This is a genomic window from Salicola sp. AFF1 (assembly GCF_056783195.1).
In genome coordinates, this window is record NZ_JBXAYL010000007.1 from 1 (window position 1) to 17,029 (window position 17,029).

Genomic DNA, 17,029 nt, shown 5'->3' on the forward strand with positions numbered 1-17,029 from the left:
GGTGTTGGTTCGTGTGTAGAGGCTTGAATTCTAACACTTTAAGCCGCTTTTTCCTTCCTTCTCATGAGAAATCCGGGCTAAGGTGGCATGCTTGGAACCGCACTCTATCGGATTTTGACGAGGTTCAAAAGTGGGAGTTACGCCAAGAATTCGTTGATTCGATGGTACATGAATGCTTGCTCAAGCCTAGTGCGATCCGAGACACATTTACTGAGGTGGCGACGAGTGCGTTTCATCAGGTGCGCCTCAGTTTTGATAAGTCTTACGCAGATCGCCTTGAAGGCGATCCGACACCGGAACAGCCATCCCCCAGGCCTCTGTCGAGAAAGAAAAAGGAGAACCGGCTGGCGCGTTTAGTCTCGGTCTGGAAAGGACATGAGCAATTGCTAGATGCGTTACATAAGATAAACTCAAACGAATATATCGACGCAACGCTGGATTATCGCAATCGTAACAGTCACACCATCGGACCAAGGATCGGTATTGGATACACGCGCTTGGTTAAACGCGCGGTCGTTCCCGCGGAAACACTGGTTCCCGCATCAGACGGAACCTTCAACGTAGCTGTAGTTCCAGGCAAGATGATGGTGAGCTATGGAATCGGCGGAACCCCGCCGCTTGATCTAGAAGAAGCGCGGATCGCGAACCTCAAGGAATATAGGTTAGCACGAGCGTTCTATGTCTGTTACCGCGGCTTCCTGGAGTCTGTGGTTTCGAACATACCGGCGGATGAACAAGGCGAAACTAATGCCTAACTATGCGCTGCAGCCGACGGTGGAGTTCCCCCACTTTAGTGGACACGCATCGATAACTCCCACGAAGGAGAAAACCGATGCCCGCGATGATCACGGGGAAGAAGACACAACGCTACAGCACCGAGTTTAAGGTCAAGGCGGTGGAGTGGAGTCACCAGGCCCATCGAAGCGTTCAGGGCGTGGCGCAAGCGCTGGATATCCACCCATTCATGCTGTCACGCTGGCGCAAAGAGTACCGCGAGGGGAAATTTGCCATGAAACGGGTCAAGAAAGCACCTCCCGAGGCCAAGGAGAAGATCAAAGACCAGGATGAAGTCACCCGCCTCAAACGCCGGATCGCGGAGCTTGAGGAGGAAAACGACGTCCTAAAAAAGTTTCAACGTTTTCAGGCCGAGGAACGACGGAAGCGTTCCGGTTCGTCTGGAAACACCGACGGCAGTACAGCGTAAAGGCACTTTGTCAGCACCTGAGCGTTTCGCGTTCCGGCTACTATGCCTGGGCCAATCGAAAGCCCGGCAAAAGAGCCGCAGAGCGAGCCGTGCTGCTGTCCCAGATCCGAAGGATCTATGATGATAGCAAGGGGCGCTACGGCAGTCCGCGGGTCCATCAGGCGCTGTGCCGTGAGGGAGTGACAGTGGGCGAAAACCGGGTTGCAAAGGTGATGCAGCAGTGGGGAATGCGGGCCCGTGTAACCCACGTCTACCGGCGCCTGGCGCGGCGGCGTCACGAACTGAAAGCCCTGCCCAATTATCGCCTCGGAGCCCCTGCTCCGGCCGCTGTGGATCAGCAATGGAGCAGTGACGTGACCTACATCAAGCTCGGTCAGAAATACGTTTTCCTGGCGGTGGTGTTGGATCTTTTCTCCCGTCGAGTACTCAGTTGGCGATTGGGCGAAAGCCTGGATGCGGATTTCTCCAGAGCGACCCTGAGGGAGGCCTTCAAAAGCCGAAATCCTGCCGCTGGCCTGTTGCTTCATACTGATCGGGGGATCGAATACAGGGCCCACAAGACTCAGGCATTGCTGAAACAGCACCAGGTCCACCACAGCATGAACCGACCGGGCCAATGCACCGACAACGCCGAGGTTGAGTCCTTCTTCAAGACGCTGAAGGGAGAATTGCTGCACGCCACCAGCTTCGTGACGATGCGACAATTACGGAAACATATAAATCGCTATATTGAAGTCTTTTATAATACCCAACGGCTCCACAGCAGCCTTGGTTACAGGACCCCACTGGAGTACGAGGGGTTAAGCTGATGGCGCGTGTCCACTTTTTTGGGGGAACTCCACCGGTACTCCGCTGCGCTCGTGTGTCATGACGAAAGACTCCGGTCTTTCTTGCTGTACTCAAGATGAGGGAAGGCCCCTCGGTCTCGGTGACCAGACATCGGGACCAAACCGCCCTGTGCGGCTCGCATTAAGAGTGCGGGTCGTGAGCGACATGGGAAAAGGCCGCCCAGAGCGGTCAGGTAAGTGCCCAAGGAGATGAACGCAAGTGAATCGCCGATGAGGGGTCGAAATGGAGACCGATGCTGTCAGAACCGGGGACCGAGCGTCTCCCCGGGATAAGTTGCGACGTGAACTGGCACAACGGACGCAACGGCAGCCGGCCTAGAGGCGGCATGACCTGGGTACAGGCTTGAGTACGGAACATGAGAACCTGTCGTTCTGATGTTAAGGGAGAAGCACAAGTGGCAACCCCACGAGGCGAGAGTACCGATGCAGGACACAGGGACGGATTGCCCCGTAGTAGTGTTGAAGCGCCTGTAATGGGGGCGGAGCGAAGGGGGCAAGTTATCCCGTCGGGTTCAGGAGGTCAACCGGAATCCGGGAGGAGCCGCCGGAACCCGACAAAACCATTTACCATCCCGAAGGGCCTGGTGTACCAGGCCTACAAGCGGGTCCGGGCCAATAAAGGTAGCGCGGGGATAGATCGTCAGAGTCTGGAAAACTTTGATGCTGACCTCAGCAACAACCTCTACAAGCTTTGGAACCGTTTGGCCTCGGGCAGCTATCATCCACCACCGGTTATGCGCGCAGAAATCGAAAAGGCGGATGGGGGCACCCGCCGCCTTGGCATTCCAACGGTCGCCGACCGTATTGCGCAGATGGTGGTTAAGCTGCTGATTGAACCGGAACTGGAACTGGAACAACACTTCCACCCAGATTCTTACGGCTATCGACCAGGGAAGTCGGCGCACGAAGCGTTGAAGCAAACCCAGGCCCGGTGCTGGAAGAAAGCCTGGGTGCTGGATATGGACATCCAGGGCTTCTTCGACAACATCGATCATGGCCTGCTCATGAAAGCGGTGGATCGCCATGTGACCGAAGACTGGCAGAAGCTGTACATCCGGCGCTGGCTCAGCGCTCCGGTTCAGTTGGCGGATGGCTCCGTGGAGGAACGCGACCGGGGAGCACCGCAAGGCGGTGTCATCAGTCCCTTACTGGCGAACCTGTTCCTGCACTACGTCTTTGACCGCTGGGTGGCCAAGCGCTGGGGCGGCATTCAGTTCGAACGCTACGCGGACGACATTGTGTGCCACTGCGCCAGCGAGCGGGAAGCACAAGCGTTGAAATCGGTCCTCGAGGCCCGATTTGCTGCCTGTGGCTTGACGCTCCACCCGCGCAAGACAAAGATTGTCTATTGTAAGGGCGGCTCCAACCAGCAGGACTACCCGGTTATCGCGTTTGATTTTCTGAGCTACACCTTCCGACCGCGACTGATCCGCAACCGGCAGGGGCAAAAGAGAGTCTACTTCACGGCGGCCATCAGCCAGCGTGCAGCGAAAACGATCCGCAAGCAGATCAACGAGTGGCCCTGGAGGTGGTGGCGACAGAAGGAACTCGGGCAGTTTGCCCGGTTCTGTCAGTCCCGCCTGCGAGGGTGGATGCAATACTATGGCCTGTTTGGCCGCAGCTCCATTCGCAATGTGCTGTTTCATTTTGATTTGCGGCTGAGCCGATGGGCAGTAGGGAAGTATCGAAAACTCAGGGGGCTGCTCCAGGCTGCCCGGAGGGTGAATGGACTGCGTCGGCGTCGACCGACACTGTTTGCTCACTGGGCAGGATCACGGGTAATGGTTGGATAACAAGAGCCGTATGAATCGAGAGGTTCACGTACGGTTCTGTGAGAGGCTCAAGGGGAGGTTCCTTGGGCCTACTCGACCGTCAAAGTCACCGGTGCGCTTCGGCGTTAAGGGAATCCATGAAAGCAGCTTTCTGGCTTTTATTGTTCGTTGCTCCATCCTGCATGGCGGGACAATGGTATTTGGGACAATGGCGCGTAACAGGAGCTGAATTTTCTGGCATCAGTGCTATTGGATCAGAAGATGCCGAGAGGTGGGTTGGCGAAATTGCAACATATTCCCAGAACAAGGCTTCATTCCATGGAGCGATTTGCGAATCACCTGACTATAAAGCCAGCTCGCTGAGCGAGAAAGAGTTCTTGGAAAGATTCAGAGTTCCTCTGTCCAGTATTAAACCGGGTTCAAAACAGATAAGAATAGTAGAGGTAAAGTGTCCTGATAACTGGACCGCTCCTGGAGCGTATGCGTTAAAGAAATCTAATAATGAGATTTACATCTTATGGGACGGGGCTTTTTTCGTGCTAGAAAGAAAATCCCTTAACAAGGCAAAGCAATAGCGGACGCTCTCCCGCCGCTGTTTGCGACGTGTTTGCCAGGCATGGCACAGAACTAGCAAGGAAGGAAGTCGATGCAGCGTAATGAAACAGTCGAGGCCAATCGAATAATGTCAGCAACATGGGTTATTTTGGCCACGTTGCTTGTAATTAGTTCTTTAGCAGCAATTGCTGATGGTGTTCTCTGCTGCGCTAAGTATTCTGGGACTGTCCTGGATAACTCTTTTAATGGGACGACAACGCACTAAGAGGTTCGCTCTCCCGTTGGAGAAGTATTGGTATTTAATGAGGTGGTCGGGAGTTACGGTTGCTTTGCTTGCTAGCGTGGGTAGTATGTTTAATGGCACGCTATAACAAGCCATTCCGGTTCATTCGAGCCCTGGCGGGCCTACATCGGACGGCCTTTTCTCCGCTTGCGGCTACGCAAAGGCCGCCGCTGAATATTTGCGTTAAACGGTAAAGCATCGAAAACAGATCTCGTAGACAATATGCTTCGATGATGTGGGAGTGTCGCTACCGGGTAGAAACACTGCGTGATTTTACGTCCGGAAAAATCACTGCACTTATATCCAGATCACGATTGAATAAGAAGCCCTTCAGTTGTAGAAATTGCTTGAATCCAGGAACCGGGGTCGGAACGAAACCGAAACAGCGAGTATGAGGTGAAATGAACCACAGGGAAGGCTTGGAGTGGGCCTGGAAACGGGTTTCTACAGTTTCGTTAAAAGTTTTATCATCATGGAACTAGATAACATACAACAAAACGGCATATAAAATCGTCGGTATCTTGTTTTTGTTTGGTTTGGTTGCGCCTATTCATTTATCGTTAAAACGAGGAATCAGGAGGCTACATGCAACGGATCGCATCGAAAATTATTTGGCGGGTTAATCTCCTCTTTCTGTCCCTTCTTCCTGGTTTTGTTCTTGCCGGAAACTCTGATCCTGATGACTATGTCACTGATAAGTCGTTAATGTTGGAAGTCCGGCATTGTGAGTGTCAGGTCACAAAATCCGATAGCTTAAGCTCGGACCTTATGCCTGGTTTCCTGGAGGATTCGGAACTTTTAAAGGTTAGCGTAGCACGCGAGGAGAAGGGCTTTGTTTCGGCAGGTGATTTGTCCATAGGTTATGAACTTAAGCCAGTCGTAGGCTCGCCCGAAAAATTTAAACTCAATTACGCTGGCATTTTGACAACGAGTCATGGAAACAGTACGGGCAACGGGGAGTTGATGCTCGTTCAGGGGCAATGGGTCATTCTTTTCGGATCGCGGCATGATAACGGGAGCGTCTCACAGTACAGCAACGTCGCCGTGCGGCTGACTAAGCGCGGTGGCTCCTGATGGCAGCCCCACCGCTTCGGCAACGGAGGTGAAGTCCTCGTCCGGCGTCGCTTGGATCTCAATGGGATGACCCGTTACCGGGTGTTCAAATGACATTCTGACCGCACAGAGCATCAGGCGGTTGAGGCCGTATTGCTCGCGGAAGAAACGGTTGTGAATGCCCTTGCCGTAGTTGACGTCCCCGATCAGGGGGTGATTCCGGCTCTTGAGGTGGCGCCGCAGCTGGTGGCGGCGGCCGGTTACCGGGCGCAGGCGGACCAGACTGTAGCGGGTGTGGGTATAGCGCCCGTCCACGGAAATCGGGATGGAGGTACAGGCCAGGCGGTGATACAGGGTCATGGCCGACTGGGGTGCCTTACGGCGTTTGCGCTTGCGGCTGTCCGGGTCCCGCGGGGCCAGGGGCTGGTCAATGATGCCGCCCAACGGCGGCCAGCCGCGGACCACGGCCAGGTAGTCCTTGCGCACCTGGTGCGCCTGGAAGGCGTTGGCCAGATGCCGGGCGGTATCGGGATCCAGCGCGAAGATCAGGACCCCGGAGGTTGGCTTGTCGAGCCGGTGTACCGGGTAGAGATGCTGGCCGATCTGGTCACGCAGCAGGGGCAGGGCGATGCGCTGCTCGTGGCGGTCCACCTTGGTGGGGTGCACGAGCATGCCGGAGGGCTTGTACATCGCCACCAGGTGATCGTCCTGGTAGAGGATGCTGGCTGATTCGCTCTCCTGAGAATCACCGGTTATCATCATTACCATGGAAGAAGGCTCCCGGAACATCGTTGAGGTTAACCTGGCCACGCCACGGCCCATAAGGCGTGCAGAGGATAGCACAGGCGCCCTGTGTGGCTGGACCCCGGGAAGCGAATCCCTCTCCGGGTCCGACTTCGGGCCCAGCTGCTGAGACGGTGGTGCCATGGCAAACCGGATGTCCACGCCCCGCCGGCTCTGGTGGCTTGTTCTCGGGCTCAGCCTTGCCCTGCACCTGCTGCTGGTCAGCTTTATGCCGCCGATTCTGCCGCGCTCGCCGGAGGTGGCGCCAATGCAGCGGGATGTGCGCGTTTCCCTGCCACCACCGGAGCCTGAACCCGAGTCGGAACCAGAAGCTCAGGAGGAGCCGAAACCGGAGCCGGAACCTGAACCCAAACCCAAACCCGAACCAGAGCCTGAGCCTGAGCCTGAGCCGGATGAGCAACACATGCCCCGGGATACGGACGAGGTGACGGACCTCAATGGCACCAGCCAGGATGCCCCTGAGACCGAACAAGCGCCTGCTGCGGCGCCGGAGGATCCCCAGGCCTCGGGCGAGGCGCCCAGCCCCGAAGCAGCCGAGGAGCCCAGCCAGCCTGAACCCAGTGAGGAGAGCCGGGAGGGGGCGGATGAACGCCCTGAACCAGAAACGGGCAGCATGAGCCCGGACGCGGCCACCGAGGGCGACAAGCAGCGCAAGCCTGATCCCGCCAGTGCCAGTATGTCACTCGGTGAGGAGAGGGAAGAACCGGAGAAGGCGCCTGAGCCCAGCCCTGGACCGGAGATCGGGGGTGACACCGGCATGGAAGCGCTGGATGAAGGCGAGATGGACGCGATCCGGGGTGAGTCCATGGTGAGCAAGATTGAAGAACGGCGCATCCGCATGGCGAATAAGTATCTGGCCCGCATGAAGCGCCAGATCATGACCCGGTGGGAGCAGCCGGCTGGCGCTGATGAACGCCACCGTGGTGAAATCCGGTTTTCCGTTGATACCCGAGGCTATCTCCAGAGCTCCCATGTCCATCTGCCCAGTGGCCACAGTGCCCTGGATGAGAGTGCGCTGCGGGCGGTGCGCTCCGTGGAGCGGTTCAAAGTCCCGGATTCGCCATCCATTGTGCGCCGCTATTACCAGAACCTGCGATTCACCTATTCAGGAGAAACACTGACCCATGACAACTGATGCCAGCCCGGCGCTCACCCTTCTGGAACGGTCACTGGAGCGGCTGGGCGAGCGCGTCTGCCTTGCGGGCCATGATGGGCCCATGCCCCATTGGCCAGGCCGGCAACTGCATGCACTCACCACCCACTATGGCGTCTGGGAACAGGCGGGAGGCACTGCCGGGGGATGGCTTTTTGGCTATGACGACCCGGCAACACCAGCGGCGTTCGATACGATTGTGGTTTTCATGCCCAAGGCGCGCTCCGAGCTGGCAATGCGGCTGGCCTGGGCAGCGCCGAAGCTGGCGCCAGGGGGAGAGCTGTGGTTGGTGGGGGCTAAACGCGAGGGCATTGGGCGTGGCAGCCGTCAGCTCCAGGAGCGTTTTCCCGGCGCCTACAAGATGGATAATGCACGCCACTGCCAGCTCTGGTGTGCGGCACCGGAAACCGCCGCCCCGCCGTTCCGTGTTGAGGAGTGGCTGGAGCCTGTGCAGGTGGCGGCGTCGGGAGCTGTGCTTGAGCTCTACAGCCTTCCCGGCGTGTTCAGTGAAGGCCGCCTGGATGAGGGAACCCGCCAGCTCCTTGAAACAGTGACGGATAAGCCGGCGGAACCCGTGCTGGACCTGGCCTGTGGCAATGGGGTGATTGGGGCCTGGTTGCGCCATCACTGGCCCGGAATGGCCGTGACACTGGTGGATGTGCACTGGCAGGCCCTGCGCTGCAGCCAGGTTGCCCTGGCGGGAGACGAGGGGATGAGCATCCTGCCGTCGGACGGTCTGACCCATGTGACAGGCCGCTACGCCAGCATCATCACGAACCCGCCTTTCCATCAGGGGCAGGGCAAGGACCTGGATCCGGTCAACCGGTGGTTCGGTCAGCTGCCGGGGTACCTGAAACCCGGTTCTGAGATCAGGCTGGTTGCCAACGCCTTTCTGCCGTACCAGAGCCCTTTGGCGCGTTTCATTGGTCCGGTCCATACGTTATCCGATGACGGGCGTTATCGGGTTTACTCGGCGAGATTCCGCATTCACGGAAAAAATGCCGGGAATTGATTGCATTGATTTTAATTATAGAGTGGATCTCGATAGAATACCTCCGGACTCGAGGCACGACTCCCTGGAAGGGGAGCCGCCGACCGATCGTGTTGTTCCACTCCTGCAAGCATAGGTGAATCATGTCGAACTACATGAAGGACATTGAAGAAGCGGCGTCTCTGCGCAAATCGCAGGGCGGCACCTGGGATCACATTACGCCTGAGTATGTGGCCCGCATGCGCGCCCAGAACCGGTTCCGCACCGGCCTGGACATCGCGCGTTACACTGCGAAGATCATGCGCGAAGACATGGCCGAGTACGACAAGGACCACAGCAAGTACACCCAGTCCCTGGGTTGCTGGCATGGGTTCGTCGGCCAACAGAAGATGATGGCCGTTAAGCGCCACCACGGCACCACCAAGCGCAGCTACCTGTACCTGTCCGGCTGGATGGTCGCGGCCATGCGTTCCGAGTTCGGTCCGCTGCCTGACCAGTCCATGCACGAGAAGACCGCCGTGCCCTCGCTCATCGAGGAACTCTATACCTTCCTCAAGCAGGCGGACGCGCGTGAACTCAACCATCTCTTCCGTGAGCTGGACGAAGCACGTGAAGCGGGTGACGAAAAGAAGGCTCAGGAGCTGATCGACAAGATCGACAACTTCGAGACGCACGTTGTGCCGATCATCGCCGACATTGACGCAGGTTTCGGTAACGAAGAAGCGACCTACCTGCTGTCCAAGAAGATGATCGAAGCAGGCGCCTGCGCGATCCAGATCGAGAACCAGGTGTCCGACGCCAAGCAGTGCGGCCACCAGGCTGGCAAGGTAACTTGCCCGCACGAGGACTTCATCGCCAAGATCAACGCGGTTCGCTATGCGTTCCTCGAGCTGGGTGTTGAAGACGGCGTCATCGTTGCGCGTACTGACTCCCTGGGCGCTGGCCTGACCCACAAGATTCCGGTCTCCCAGGAGCCGGGCGACCTGGCGGCGCAGTACACCAGCTACCTGAAGACCGAGCCGGTCAAGTCCGCCGAGGACGTTCAGGAAGGCGACATGGTCATCAAGAAGCAGGGCGAGCTGCACAAGCCGGTCCGTCTGCCGAACGGCCTGTACGAGTTCCAGGAAAACACAGGCGAGGATCGCGTGGTTCTGGACTGCATCACCAGCCTGAAAAACGGTGCGGACCTGCTGTGGATCGAAACCGAGAAGCCGCACGTCGGCCAGATCGCGGGCATGGTCAACCGCATCAAGGAAGAGGTGCCGGACGCCAAGCTGGTCTACAACAACAGCCCGTCCTTCAACTGGACGCTGAACTTCCGTCAGCAGGTTTATGATGCGTGGAAGGAAGAAGGCAAGGACGTGTCACAGTATGACCGTTCGGACCTGATGAACAGCAAGTACGACGATTCCGAGCTGGCTGCGGAAGCCGACCGCTGGACCCAGAACTTCCAGAAGGATGGTTCCCAGTACGCCGGTATCTTCCACCACCTCATCACGCTGCCGACGTACCACACCGCGGCCCTGTCCACGGACAACCTGGCCAAGGGCTACTTCGGTGAAGAAGGCATGCTGGCTTACGTGCGTGACGTACAGCGCCAGGAGATCCGTAAGGGTCTGGCCTGCGTCAAGCACCAGGATATGGCCGGCTCCAACATCGGTGACGACCACAAGGAATACTTCGCGGGCGAAGCAGCCCTGAAGGCCGGTGGCAAAGACAACACCATGAACCAGTTCTAAGACCGGTTCCGGTGTTGCGGCCTTCGGGTCGCGCCGATACAACCCCCTGTCGGATGCCGGCAGGGGGTTTTTTGTGGGCATCTGTCCGTTATTCTGGAGGATGGTCACGGAATTGGGGAGCTTGGTCTATGTGGAGCCTTTTCAACAGCGACAAGATGCAGATGGTTGCACCTGAGCAAGCGCTGGCGGGGCGTGCAACCGAGATGCCCGTCACCAACCACCATGCGGTTCTGGGGGCGCCGCTGCTGCCACCCTTTCCCGAGCACTGCCGGGAGCTGATTGTGGGCATGGGCTGCTTCTGGGGGGCAGAGCAGTGTTTCTGGCAGCTGGATGGCGTGTATACGACGGCAGTGGGCTATGCCGGAGGCTATACGCCCAATCCGACCTACGAGGAAGTGTGTGGGGGGCGTACCGGGCATACGGAAGCGGTCCGGATTATTTATGATCCGGAGGTGATTGCGCTGGAATCCCTCCTGGGTGTGTTCTGGGAGTCCCATGATCCAACCCAGGCAATGCGCCAGGGTAATGATGTGGGCACCCAGTACCGTTCCGCCCTCTATGTGCCGGATGCCGACAGCCTTGCCGTGGCCCAGGCCTCCATGACGACCTATCAGCAGGCATTGGATCAGGCCGGTCAGGGTCGGATTACGACCGAGCTGGCGCAGGGCGTGACCTTCTATTACGCCGAGGACTGGCATCAGCAGTATCTGCACAAGAACCCCGGGGGGTATTGTGGGCTGGCGGGTACGGGCGTGAGCTACGGCTAAAAAACCCCGTGCCAGAGGGCACGGGGAAGAGGGGGTAGGCCTGGATAACCAGGAAAGGGTTTAGCGGTGCGTGTCAGTGTCCTCTGAAGCGGCTGCCTGGAAACGCTCGCGCATGCTGCGCAGCTGTTTCATCAGGGCTTCAAGGCGCTCACCGGCCTGCTGGCGGTAGTTGGCCACCATTGGCTTGAGATCGTTGGTGTAGGACGCTTCCACCCGGTTCATGATGTAGGCGGACGTCATGTGTGCGTTCCAGGACAGGCGCTTGCGCGCGTCATAGGTGGCGGCGTCCAGGCTGAGCATGAGTTCACGGAAAGAGGGGTTCTTTTTCCGGATGTCCCGGATCATTTCCGGGAACGACTCATTTTCCGCATCCTGGGCGCCGAGTTCCCTGAGCACACGCTGCAGTTCCTCATTCGCCTTATGCCATTGCTGGCTGGTCTGTTGCTGAAGCTTGCGCGTCAGATCGCTCATGGTTGCACTCTGCCTGTCTGCGGACTTCTCAGCCATGGGTTACCTCCATTGCTGCCCTTGCGTTACATACCCAGAATAGGGTGAAAATCTAGAATAATCACCCTAATCCGAGTAAAAACTCTAGTCCCGGTAGGCTTCCGGGCTGGGGCAGCTGCAGATCAGGTGCCGGTCCCCGTAGACGTTGTCCACGCGGTTGACGGTTGGCCAGAACTTGCCATCCCGAACCGACTCGCAGGGGAAGACCGCCAGATCCCGGCTGTAGGGGCGATTCCACTCGTCCACCAGGTCGCTCTGGGTGTGCGGTGCATGCACCAGCGGGTTGTTGTCCGCTGGCCAGTCGCCGTTGGCCACCCGGTCGATCTCCTGCCGGATGCCCTTCATGGCTTCAATGAACCGATCGAGCTCTTCCTGGGATTCGGATTCCGTGGGTTCGATCATGAGGGTTCCGGGAACCGGGAACGACATGGTCGGGGCATGGAAACCGTAGTCCATCAGGCGCTTGGCCACGTCCTCCTCGGTCACACCGGACCATTCCTTGAGCGGGCGCAGGTCCAGGATGCACTCATGCGCCACCCGGTTGTCGCGCCCCTTGTACAGCACGTTGTAGTCGTTCATGAGGCCACTGGCGATGTAATTGGCACTCAGGATGGCGACTTCCGTGCTGTGGCGCAGGCCATCGCGGCCGAGCAGGCGGTTGTACATCCAGGTGATGGGCAGGATGCCCGCAGAGCCGAAGGGGGTGGCCGCAACCGCGCCCGCAGCGGTTTCGTCCTCATTGTGACCGGGCAGGTAGGGGGCCAGATGGCCGCGAACACCGATCGGTCCCATCCCGGGGCCACCGCCGCCGTGCGGGATGGCAAAGGTCTTGTGCAGGTTGAGGTGGGATACGTCGGAGCCCACCAGGGTCGGCTGAACCAATCCGACCTGCGCATTGAGGTTGGCGCCGTCCATGTAAACCTGGCCGCCATGCTCGTGCACGATGCGGCAGATTTCCGGAGCCCCTTCCTCGTAAACCCCGTGCGTTGAGGGGTAGGTGATCATGCACGCGGAAAGGTTGTTGCCGGCCTCTTCCGCCTTGGCGCGCAGATCCGCCAGGTCAACGTTGCCTTCGTCATCACAGTCAACGATCACCACCTTCATACCCATCATGGCCGCCGAGGCCGGGTTGGTGCCGTGCGCCGACGCCGGGATCAGGCAGACATTACGGTGATCTTCACCCTGGGCCTGCTGGTAGCGCCGGATTGCCAGGAGCCCGGCATATTCGCCCTGGGCACCCGAGTTGGGTTGCAGGGAGAACGCGTCATAGCCGGTGATCTCGCGCAGTTGCTGGTCCAGTTCCTCAAGCAGCTGCTGATAGCCCTGGGTCTGTTCCCTGGGAGCGAACGGGTGGATCTCAGCGAACTCAGGCCAGGTCACTGGCTCCATCTGGGCGGCGGCGTTGAGCTTCATCGTGCAGGAACCCAGAGGGATCATGCCGTGCACCAGGGAGAAGTCCCGGTTCTCAAGGCGCCGGATGTAGCGCAGGAGCTGGGTTTCGCTGTGGTACTGGTTGAATACCGGATGGGTCAGCACGGCGTCACGGCGGCGCATGGCATCCGTGATGCCAATATCACTCCCGTTGGCGACACGCTCATCCAGCGTGGCCACGGATTGGCTGTGATCGGCGCCCAGAACGATGCGCAGCAGGCGCTCAACGTCCTGTTCCGTTGTGGTTTCGTCCAGGCTGATGCCTGTGCGGCCATCGCTGAAGGCCCGCAGGTTGCAGCCTTCGGCGCGGGCGCGTTCGTGCACGCCGTCATCGGCGTTGAAGCTCAGGGTGTCAAAGTAGCGCGGCTGCGGTTCGATACCGCCAGCACGCAGCCCTTCGGCCAGGATGGCCGTCAGCCGGTGTACGCGCTCGGCCTGGTTCCTGAGCCCTTCCGGGCCGTGGTAAACGGCATAGAAGGCGGCCAGGTTGGCCAGCAGTGCCTGAGCGGTACAGATGTTGGATGTGGCCTTTTCCCGGCGTATGTGCTGTTCGCGGGTCTGCATGGCCATGCGGAAGGCCGGCTGTCCGCGGTTGTCCTTCGATACGCCGATGATGCGCCCGGGGACCTGGCGCTTGAGGTTGTCACGGGTGGCGAAGAACGCTGCGTGAGGACCGCCGTAGCCCATGGGAACCCCAAAACGCTGGGCTGATCCCAGAACGATGTCAGCGCCCAGCTCACCGGGAGAGCGCAGCAGCATCAGGGCCAACAGGTCCGAGGCTACGGCGGTCATGGCGCCCTGGGTGTTGGCCGTTTTGACCAGCTCTTCAAGATCCGGAATGCTGCCGTCGGTGGCCGGGTATTGGAAGGCGGCCCCGAAGGGTTCGTAGTCGCTGATGGAGGCCGCGGGAGCAACCACCAGTTCAATGCCCATGTAGTCCGCTCGGGTCCGCAACACGTCAAGGGTCTGCGGGTGCAGCTCCGCCGCCGCAAAGAACTGGTTGCTCTTGGATTTGCGGTTGGCGCGCTTGCAAAGGGACATGGCTTCGGCCGCCGCCGTGGCCTCATCAAGAAGCGAGGCGTTGGCGAGATCCAGGCCGGTGAGGTCCATCACCATCTGCTGGAAGTTGACCAGCGATTCCATGCGGCCTTGCGAGATTTCCGGCTGATAGGGCGTGTAGGCGGTGTACCAGGCCGGGTTCTCGAGGACGTTGCGCTTGATGACCGGGGGAATGCGAGTCGGGTAATAGCCCTGGCCAATATAGGAGCGGAAAACCTGGTTCCGCTGCGCCATGCCACGCAGCTCGGCCAATGCCTCGTGCTCCGCCCGACCGGGCTCCATGGCCAGTTCCTCGGGCATACGGATTGAACCCGGAATGATCTGGTCCACCAGTTCATTCACGGATGACAGCCCCAGAGTGGCCAGCATGGCCGACTGATCATCGGCGTCGGGGCCGATGTGCCGGTCGCTGAAGGGCCGGTCGTTCAGCTGGGCCAGTGTTGCGTTGGCCAGGGAAGACTTCGCATTCATGGGCTACCTCCTGGGTCAGGCTTCGTCGGCGACCAGCTCCTGATAGCGGTCGGCCGAGAGGAGTTCGGAGAGTTCGTCCGGGTTATCCAGCTTGATGCGGACCATCCAGCCGTCCCCGTAGCAGTGTTCGTTCACTGTTTCGGGCGCGTCCTCGAGCGCTTCGTTCACGCTCTCGACGGTGCCGCTGATGGGGGCATAGATGTCGGAAGCGGACTTGACGGACTCCACGACCGCCAGCTCATCGCCCTTGGCGAAGCTCTGGTCGGCTTCGGGGAGCTCCACGAAGACAACATCGCCGAGCTGATCCTGTGCGTGGTCGGTGATGCCCATGGTTACGGTGCCGTCACCGTTGTCACGGATCCATTCGTGGCTTGGCGTATAGAGAAGTTCCTCGGGCGTTGCTGTCATCGCTCCGTCCTCTTGCATGATGATGTGGTTGTGAAGCTGTGTGTGTTAGATTAACAACGGATTTTCCCACAAACAACGTAAATTTCCTATAGGAAACACGCGAATCATGGCCGAGGACAGCGAGAACATGCGTGAGCCGCTGCATGAGACCCTCCAGGTTCAGCGCGGCGAAACCGAAGCCACACTGCAGCCCTTGCGGCTGGGCGAGCGGGTCCGGTCCCTGCGGCTGGGCCAGGGCCTGACGCTTGAGGAGGCCAGCAAGTTGACGGGGCTTGCGCGTTCAACGCTGTCCAAGATTGAGAATGAGCAGATTTCGCCTACGTTCTCGGTCGTGAACAAGCTGGTGACCGGGCTGGGCATTGATCTGCCCCAGCTGTTCACCGAGCCCAGCAACAGTGCCCAGCCGTCTGGCCGGCGTGACGTTACGCGCCGGGGTGAGGGCAGGCCCCATCCGACCGTTACCTATGAGCATGAGCTACTGGCTACGGATCTCAGCCACAAGAAGATGGTCCCTTTCACAACACGGGTGCGCGCGCGGGCTTTCTCGGATTTTCCGGAATGGATTCGCCACGATGGCGAGGAATTCCTTTATGTGCTTACGGGCGCGATCCTGTTCTATACGGAGTTTTACGAGCCAGTACGTCTGGATGCAGGCGACAGTGCCTATTACGACTGCACCATGGGCCATATGCTGGTTTCCGTGAGTGACGATGACGCGGAAGTGCTCTGGGTGACCGCCTGACGGGAAACTTTGTTTCCGATTGGAAATGCGGCATCATGGGGCAACCCATTATCAGCCGGACTGGAGCCGCGAGTGGCACCGGCTCTGCAACAGCAACAGGAGAAACAGGCTCATGGCGAACGATCAGGCAATGCGGACAACGCCGCTGACGGCTCTTCACGAGGAACTGGGTGCCCGTATGGTGCCCTTCGCGGGCTACAACATGCCGGTGCAGTATCCCGCTGGCATCAAGCAGGAACACCTTCATACGCGCCAGGCGGCGGGCCTTTTTGATGTCTCCCACATGGGGCAGGTCTGGCTCAGCGGCGAGGGTATTGCGGAAGCCCTGGAAGCCATGATTCCGGCGGACCTGGTCGGGCTGGGTGTGAATCGCCAGCGTTATGGCCTGTTCACGAACGAGGATGGCGGGGTTCTGGATGATCTGATGATCAGCCGCCACGAAGAGGGCTTCTACCTGGTGGTGAACGCGGCCTGCAGGTCCGAGGACATTGCCCATCTCCGTGCTGGTCTGCCGAGCGGAGTGAGCCTGACCGAGATGACCGACAGGGCCCTGATCGCCCTTCAGGGCCCGAAAGCCGAGGAGGCTCTGGCGAAACTACAGCCCGAGGTTCGGGATATGAAGTTCATGGACAACAGGCCCATGACGCTGCTCGACAGCCCAGCCATTATTTCGCGCAGCGGTTACACCGGAGAGGATGGCTATGAGATCTCGGTGCCCGCCGATGTGGCGGAAACCCTGGCACGGCGTCTGTTGGAAGACGACAGCGTTGAGCCAGTAGGGCTCGGGGCCCGGGACTCACTGCGCCTTGAAGCCGGGCTCTGTCTTTATGGCCACGACATTACCACGAAAACGACGCCGGTGGAGGCCTCGCTGGGATGGGCCATCGGCAAGCCTCGCCGGATTGGTGGCGAGCGCGAGGGTGGCTTCCCGGGGGCGCAACGAATTCTCCAGCAGATGCGCGATGGGGCTATCGAGCGCAAGCGCGTTGGGCTGTTGGCCGAAGGCAAGGCGCCGGTGCGTGAAGGCGCTGTGCTTTACGCTGAAGGTGGTGATGAGCCCATTGGCGAAGTCACCAGCGGCAACTTTGCCGCCAGCGTGGGCGCGCCCATCGCCATGGGATACGTGCGTACGGATCTGGCGGAGAAAGGCACCGCTGTAGAAGCGGATGTGCGGGGCAAGCGCCGGACCATGACGGTGACCGCCATGCCCTTCCTGAAGCCCGGGTATCAGCGCTAGAAGGG

Annotated in this window: 15 protein-coding genes and 1 pseudogene; 12 read left to right on the plus strand and 4 right to left on the minus strand. The window is 59.3% G+C overall.

The window, feature by feature from the left end:
* From AC1RQI_RS06060 to AC1RQI_RS06085, 6 genes and pseudogenes are all read left to right on the plus strand, one after another.
* A partial coding sequence (locus AC1RQI_RS06060; protein WP_481904054.1) for a hypothetical protein occupies positions 1-755 on the plus strand: 755 nt, incomplete at its 5' end.
* 86 nt (positions 756-841) lie between these two features.
* Positions 842-1,204, plus strand: a complete 363-nt coding sequence (locus AC1RQI_RS06065; protein WP_245800820.1) for a transposase — start codon at positions 842-844, stop codon at positions 1,202-1,204.
* Positions 1,186-2,013: pseudogene (locus AC1RQI_RS06070) on the plus strand (IS3 family transposase); the annotation flags it as partial. The gene AC1RQI_RS06065 and the pseudogene AC1RQI_RS06070, both read left to right, overlap by 19 nt.
* A gap of 623 nt (positions 2,014-2,636) precedes the next feature.
* The gene (gene ltrA, locus AC1RQI_RS06075) at positions 2,637-3,845 is read left to right on the plus strand and encodes a group II intron reverse transcriptase/maturase (RefSeq protein ID WP_481904055.1); all 1,209 of its coding nucleotides are present in this window, start codon (positions 2,637-2,639) and stop codon (positions 3,843-3,845) included.
* A 116-nt stretch (positions 3,846-3,961) separates the two neighbouring features.
* A complete protein-coding gene (locus AC1RQI_RS06080) occupies positions 3,962-4,399 on the plus strand; it encodes a hypothetical protein (protein WP_481904056.1) in 438 nt (145 codons plus the stop codon).
* Positions 4,400-5,247: 848 nt separating this feature from the next.
* Positions 5,248-5,736: a hypothetical protein gene (locus tag AC1RQI_RS06085; protein ID WP_481904057.1), complete on the plus strand. Its 489-nt coding sequence runs from the start codon at positions 5,248-5,250 to the stop codon at positions 5,734-5,736.
* Here AC1RQI_RS06085 and AC1RQI_RS06090 read toward each other — a convergent pair.
* Complete coding sequence (locus AC1RQI_RS06090; protein ID WP_481904058.1) at positions 5,686-6,483, minus strand: pseudouridine synthase; 798 nt, start codon at positions 6,481-6,483, stop codon at positions 5,686-5,688. The genes AC1RQI_RS06085 and AC1RQI_RS06090 overlap by 51 nt on opposite strands.
* Positions 6,484-6,640: 157 nt before the next feature.
* Between AC1RQI_RS06090 and AC1RQI_RS06095 the strand changes: the two genes are divergently transcribed.
* The 4 genes from AC1RQI_RS06095 (at position 6,641) to msrA (ending at position 11,169) form a co-directional block, all read left to right on the plus strand.
* Positions 6,641-7,654: a TonB C-terminal domain-containing protein gene (locus tag AC1RQI_RS06095; protein WP_481904059.1), complete on the plus strand. Its 1,014-nt coding sequence runs from the start codon at positions 6,641-6,643 to the stop codon at positions 7,652-7,654.
* On the plus strand, positions 7,644-8,684 hold the full coding sequence (locus AC1RQI_RS06100; RefSeq protein ID WP_481904060.1) for a class I SAM-dependent methyltransferase: 1,041 nt from the start codon (positions 7,644-7,646) through the stop codon (positions 8,682-8,684). Before AC1RQI_RS06095 ends, AC1RQI_RS06100 begins: the two co-directional genes overlap by 11 nt.
* A gap of 122 nt (positions 8,685-8,806) precedes the next feature.
* Entirely contained in the window at positions 8,807-10,402 is a 1,596-nt protein-coding gene (locus AC1RQI_RS06105) for an isocitrate lyase (RefSeq protein WP_416634296.1), read from the plus strand.
* A gap of 128 nt (positions 10,403-10,530) precedes the next feature.
* Positions 10,531-11,169 carry a peptide-methionine (S)-S-oxide reductase MsrA gene (gene msrA / locus AC1RQI_RS06110; RefSeq protein WP_481904061.1) on the plus strand — a complete coding sequence of 213 codons (639 nt, stop codon included), beginning with the start codon at positions 10,531-10,533 and terminating at the stop codon, positions 11,167-11,169.
* Between the two features lie 60 nt (positions 11,170-11,229).
* Here the strand turns inward: msrA and AC1RQI_RS06115 are convergent, their stop codons facing one another.
* The 3 genes from AC1RQI_RS06115 to gcvH all read right to left on the minus strand — a co-directional run bounded on the left by AC1RQI_RS06115 (position 11,230) and on the right by gcvH (position 15,045).
* Positions 11,230-11,640 (minus strand): hypothetical protein, encoded by a 411-nt coding sequence (locus AC1RQI_RS06115; RefSeq protein ID WP_416634298.1) that lies wholly within the window; start codon positions 11,638-11,640, stop codon positions 11,230-11,232.
* Between the two features lie 120 nt (positions 11,641-11,760).
* Positions 11,761-14,637, minus strand: a complete 2,877-nt coding sequence (gcvP, locus tag AC1RQI_RS06120; RefSeq protein WP_481904062.1) for an aminomethyl-transferring glycine dehydrogenase — start codon at positions 14,635-14,637, stop codon at positions 11,761-11,763.
* Positions 14,638-14,652: 15 nt separating this feature from the next.
* On the minus strand, positions 14,653-15,045 hold the full coding sequence (gcvH, locus tag AC1RQI_RS06125) for a glycine cleavage system protein GcvH (RefSeq protein ID WP_416634300.1): 393 nt from the start codon (positions 15,043-15,045) through the stop codon (positions 14,653-14,655).
* Between the two features lie 106 nt (positions 15,046-15,151).
* Here gcvH and AC1RQI_RS06130 point away from each other — a divergent pair, with 106 nt between their 5' ends.
* Both AC1RQI_RS06130 and gcvT read left to right on the plus strand, forming a co-directional pair.
* On the plus strand, positions 15,152-15,787 hold the full coding sequence (locus AC1RQI_RS06130) for a helix-turn-helix domain-containing protein (RefSeq protein ID WP_416634301.1): 636 nt from the start codon (positions 15,152-15,154) through the stop codon (positions 15,785-15,787).
* A gap of 112 nt (positions 15,788-15,899) precedes the next feature.
* Positions 15,900-17,024, plus strand: coding sequence for a glycine cleavage system aminomethyltransferase GcvT (gene gcvT / locus AC1RQI_RS06135; protein WP_481904063.1), 1,125 nt, complete (start codon positions 15,900-15,902; stop codon positions 17,022-17,024).
* The last annotated feature ends 5 nt before the right edge of the window (positions 17,025-17,029 follow it).

Excerpts from the sequence above, each read along its gene's own strand:
- msrA (WP_481904061.1), top strand. The coding sequence starts at position 10,531 with ATGTGGAGCCTTTTCAACAGCGACAAGATGCAGATGGTTGCACCTGAG.
- AC1RQI_RS06115 (WP_416634298.1), bottom strand. The coding sequence starts at position 11,640 with ATGAGCGATCTGACGCGCAAGCTTCAGCAACAGACCAGCCAGCAATGG.
- AC1RQI_RS06095 (WP_481904059.1), top strand. The coding sequence starts at position 6,641 with ATGGCAAACCGGATGTCCACGCCCCGCCGGCTCTGGTGGCTTGTTCTC.
- AC1RQI_RS06100 (WP_481904060.1), top strand. The coding sequence starts at position 7,644 with ATGACAACTGATGCCAGCCCGGCGCTCACCCTTCTGGAACGGTCACTG.
- AC1RQI_RS06090 (WP_481904058.1), bottom strand. The coding sequence starts at position 6,483 with ATGGTAATGATGATAACCGGTGATTCTCAGGAGAGCGAATCAGCCAGC.
- AC1RQI_RS06130 (WP_416634301.1), top strand. The coding sequence starts at position 15,152 with ATGGCCGAGGACAGCGAGAACATGCGTGAGCCGCTGCATGAGACCCTC.
- gcvT (WP_481904063.1), top strand. The coding sequence starts at position 15,900 with ATGGCGAACGATCAGGCAATGCGGACAACGCCGCTGACGGCTCTTCAC.
- AC1RQI_RS06080 (WP_481904056.1), top strand. The coding sequence starts at position 3,962 with ATGAAAGCAGCTTTCTGGCTTTTATTGTTCGTTGCTCCATCCTGCATG.
- AC1RQI_RS06105 (WP_416634296.1), top strand. The coding sequence starts at position 8,807 with ATGTCGAACTACATGAAGGACATTGAAGAAGCGGCGTCTCTGCGCAAA.
- gcvP (WP_481904062.1), bottom strand. The coding sequence starts at position 14,637 with ATGAATGCGAAGTCTTCCCTGGCCAACGCAACACTGGCCCAGCTGAAC.
- AC1RQI_RS06085 (WP_481904057.1), top strand. The coding sequence starts at position 5,248 with ATGCAACGGATCGCATCGAAAATTATTTGGCGGGTTAATCTCCTCTTT.
- gcvH (WP_416634300.1), bottom strand. The coding sequence starts at position 15,045 with ATGACAGCAACGCCCGAGGAACTTCTCTATACGCCAAGCCACGAATGG.
- AC1RQI_RS06065 (WP_245800820.1), top strand. The coding sequence starts at position 842 with ATGATCACGGGGAAGAAGACACAACGCTACAGCACCGAGTTTAAGGTC.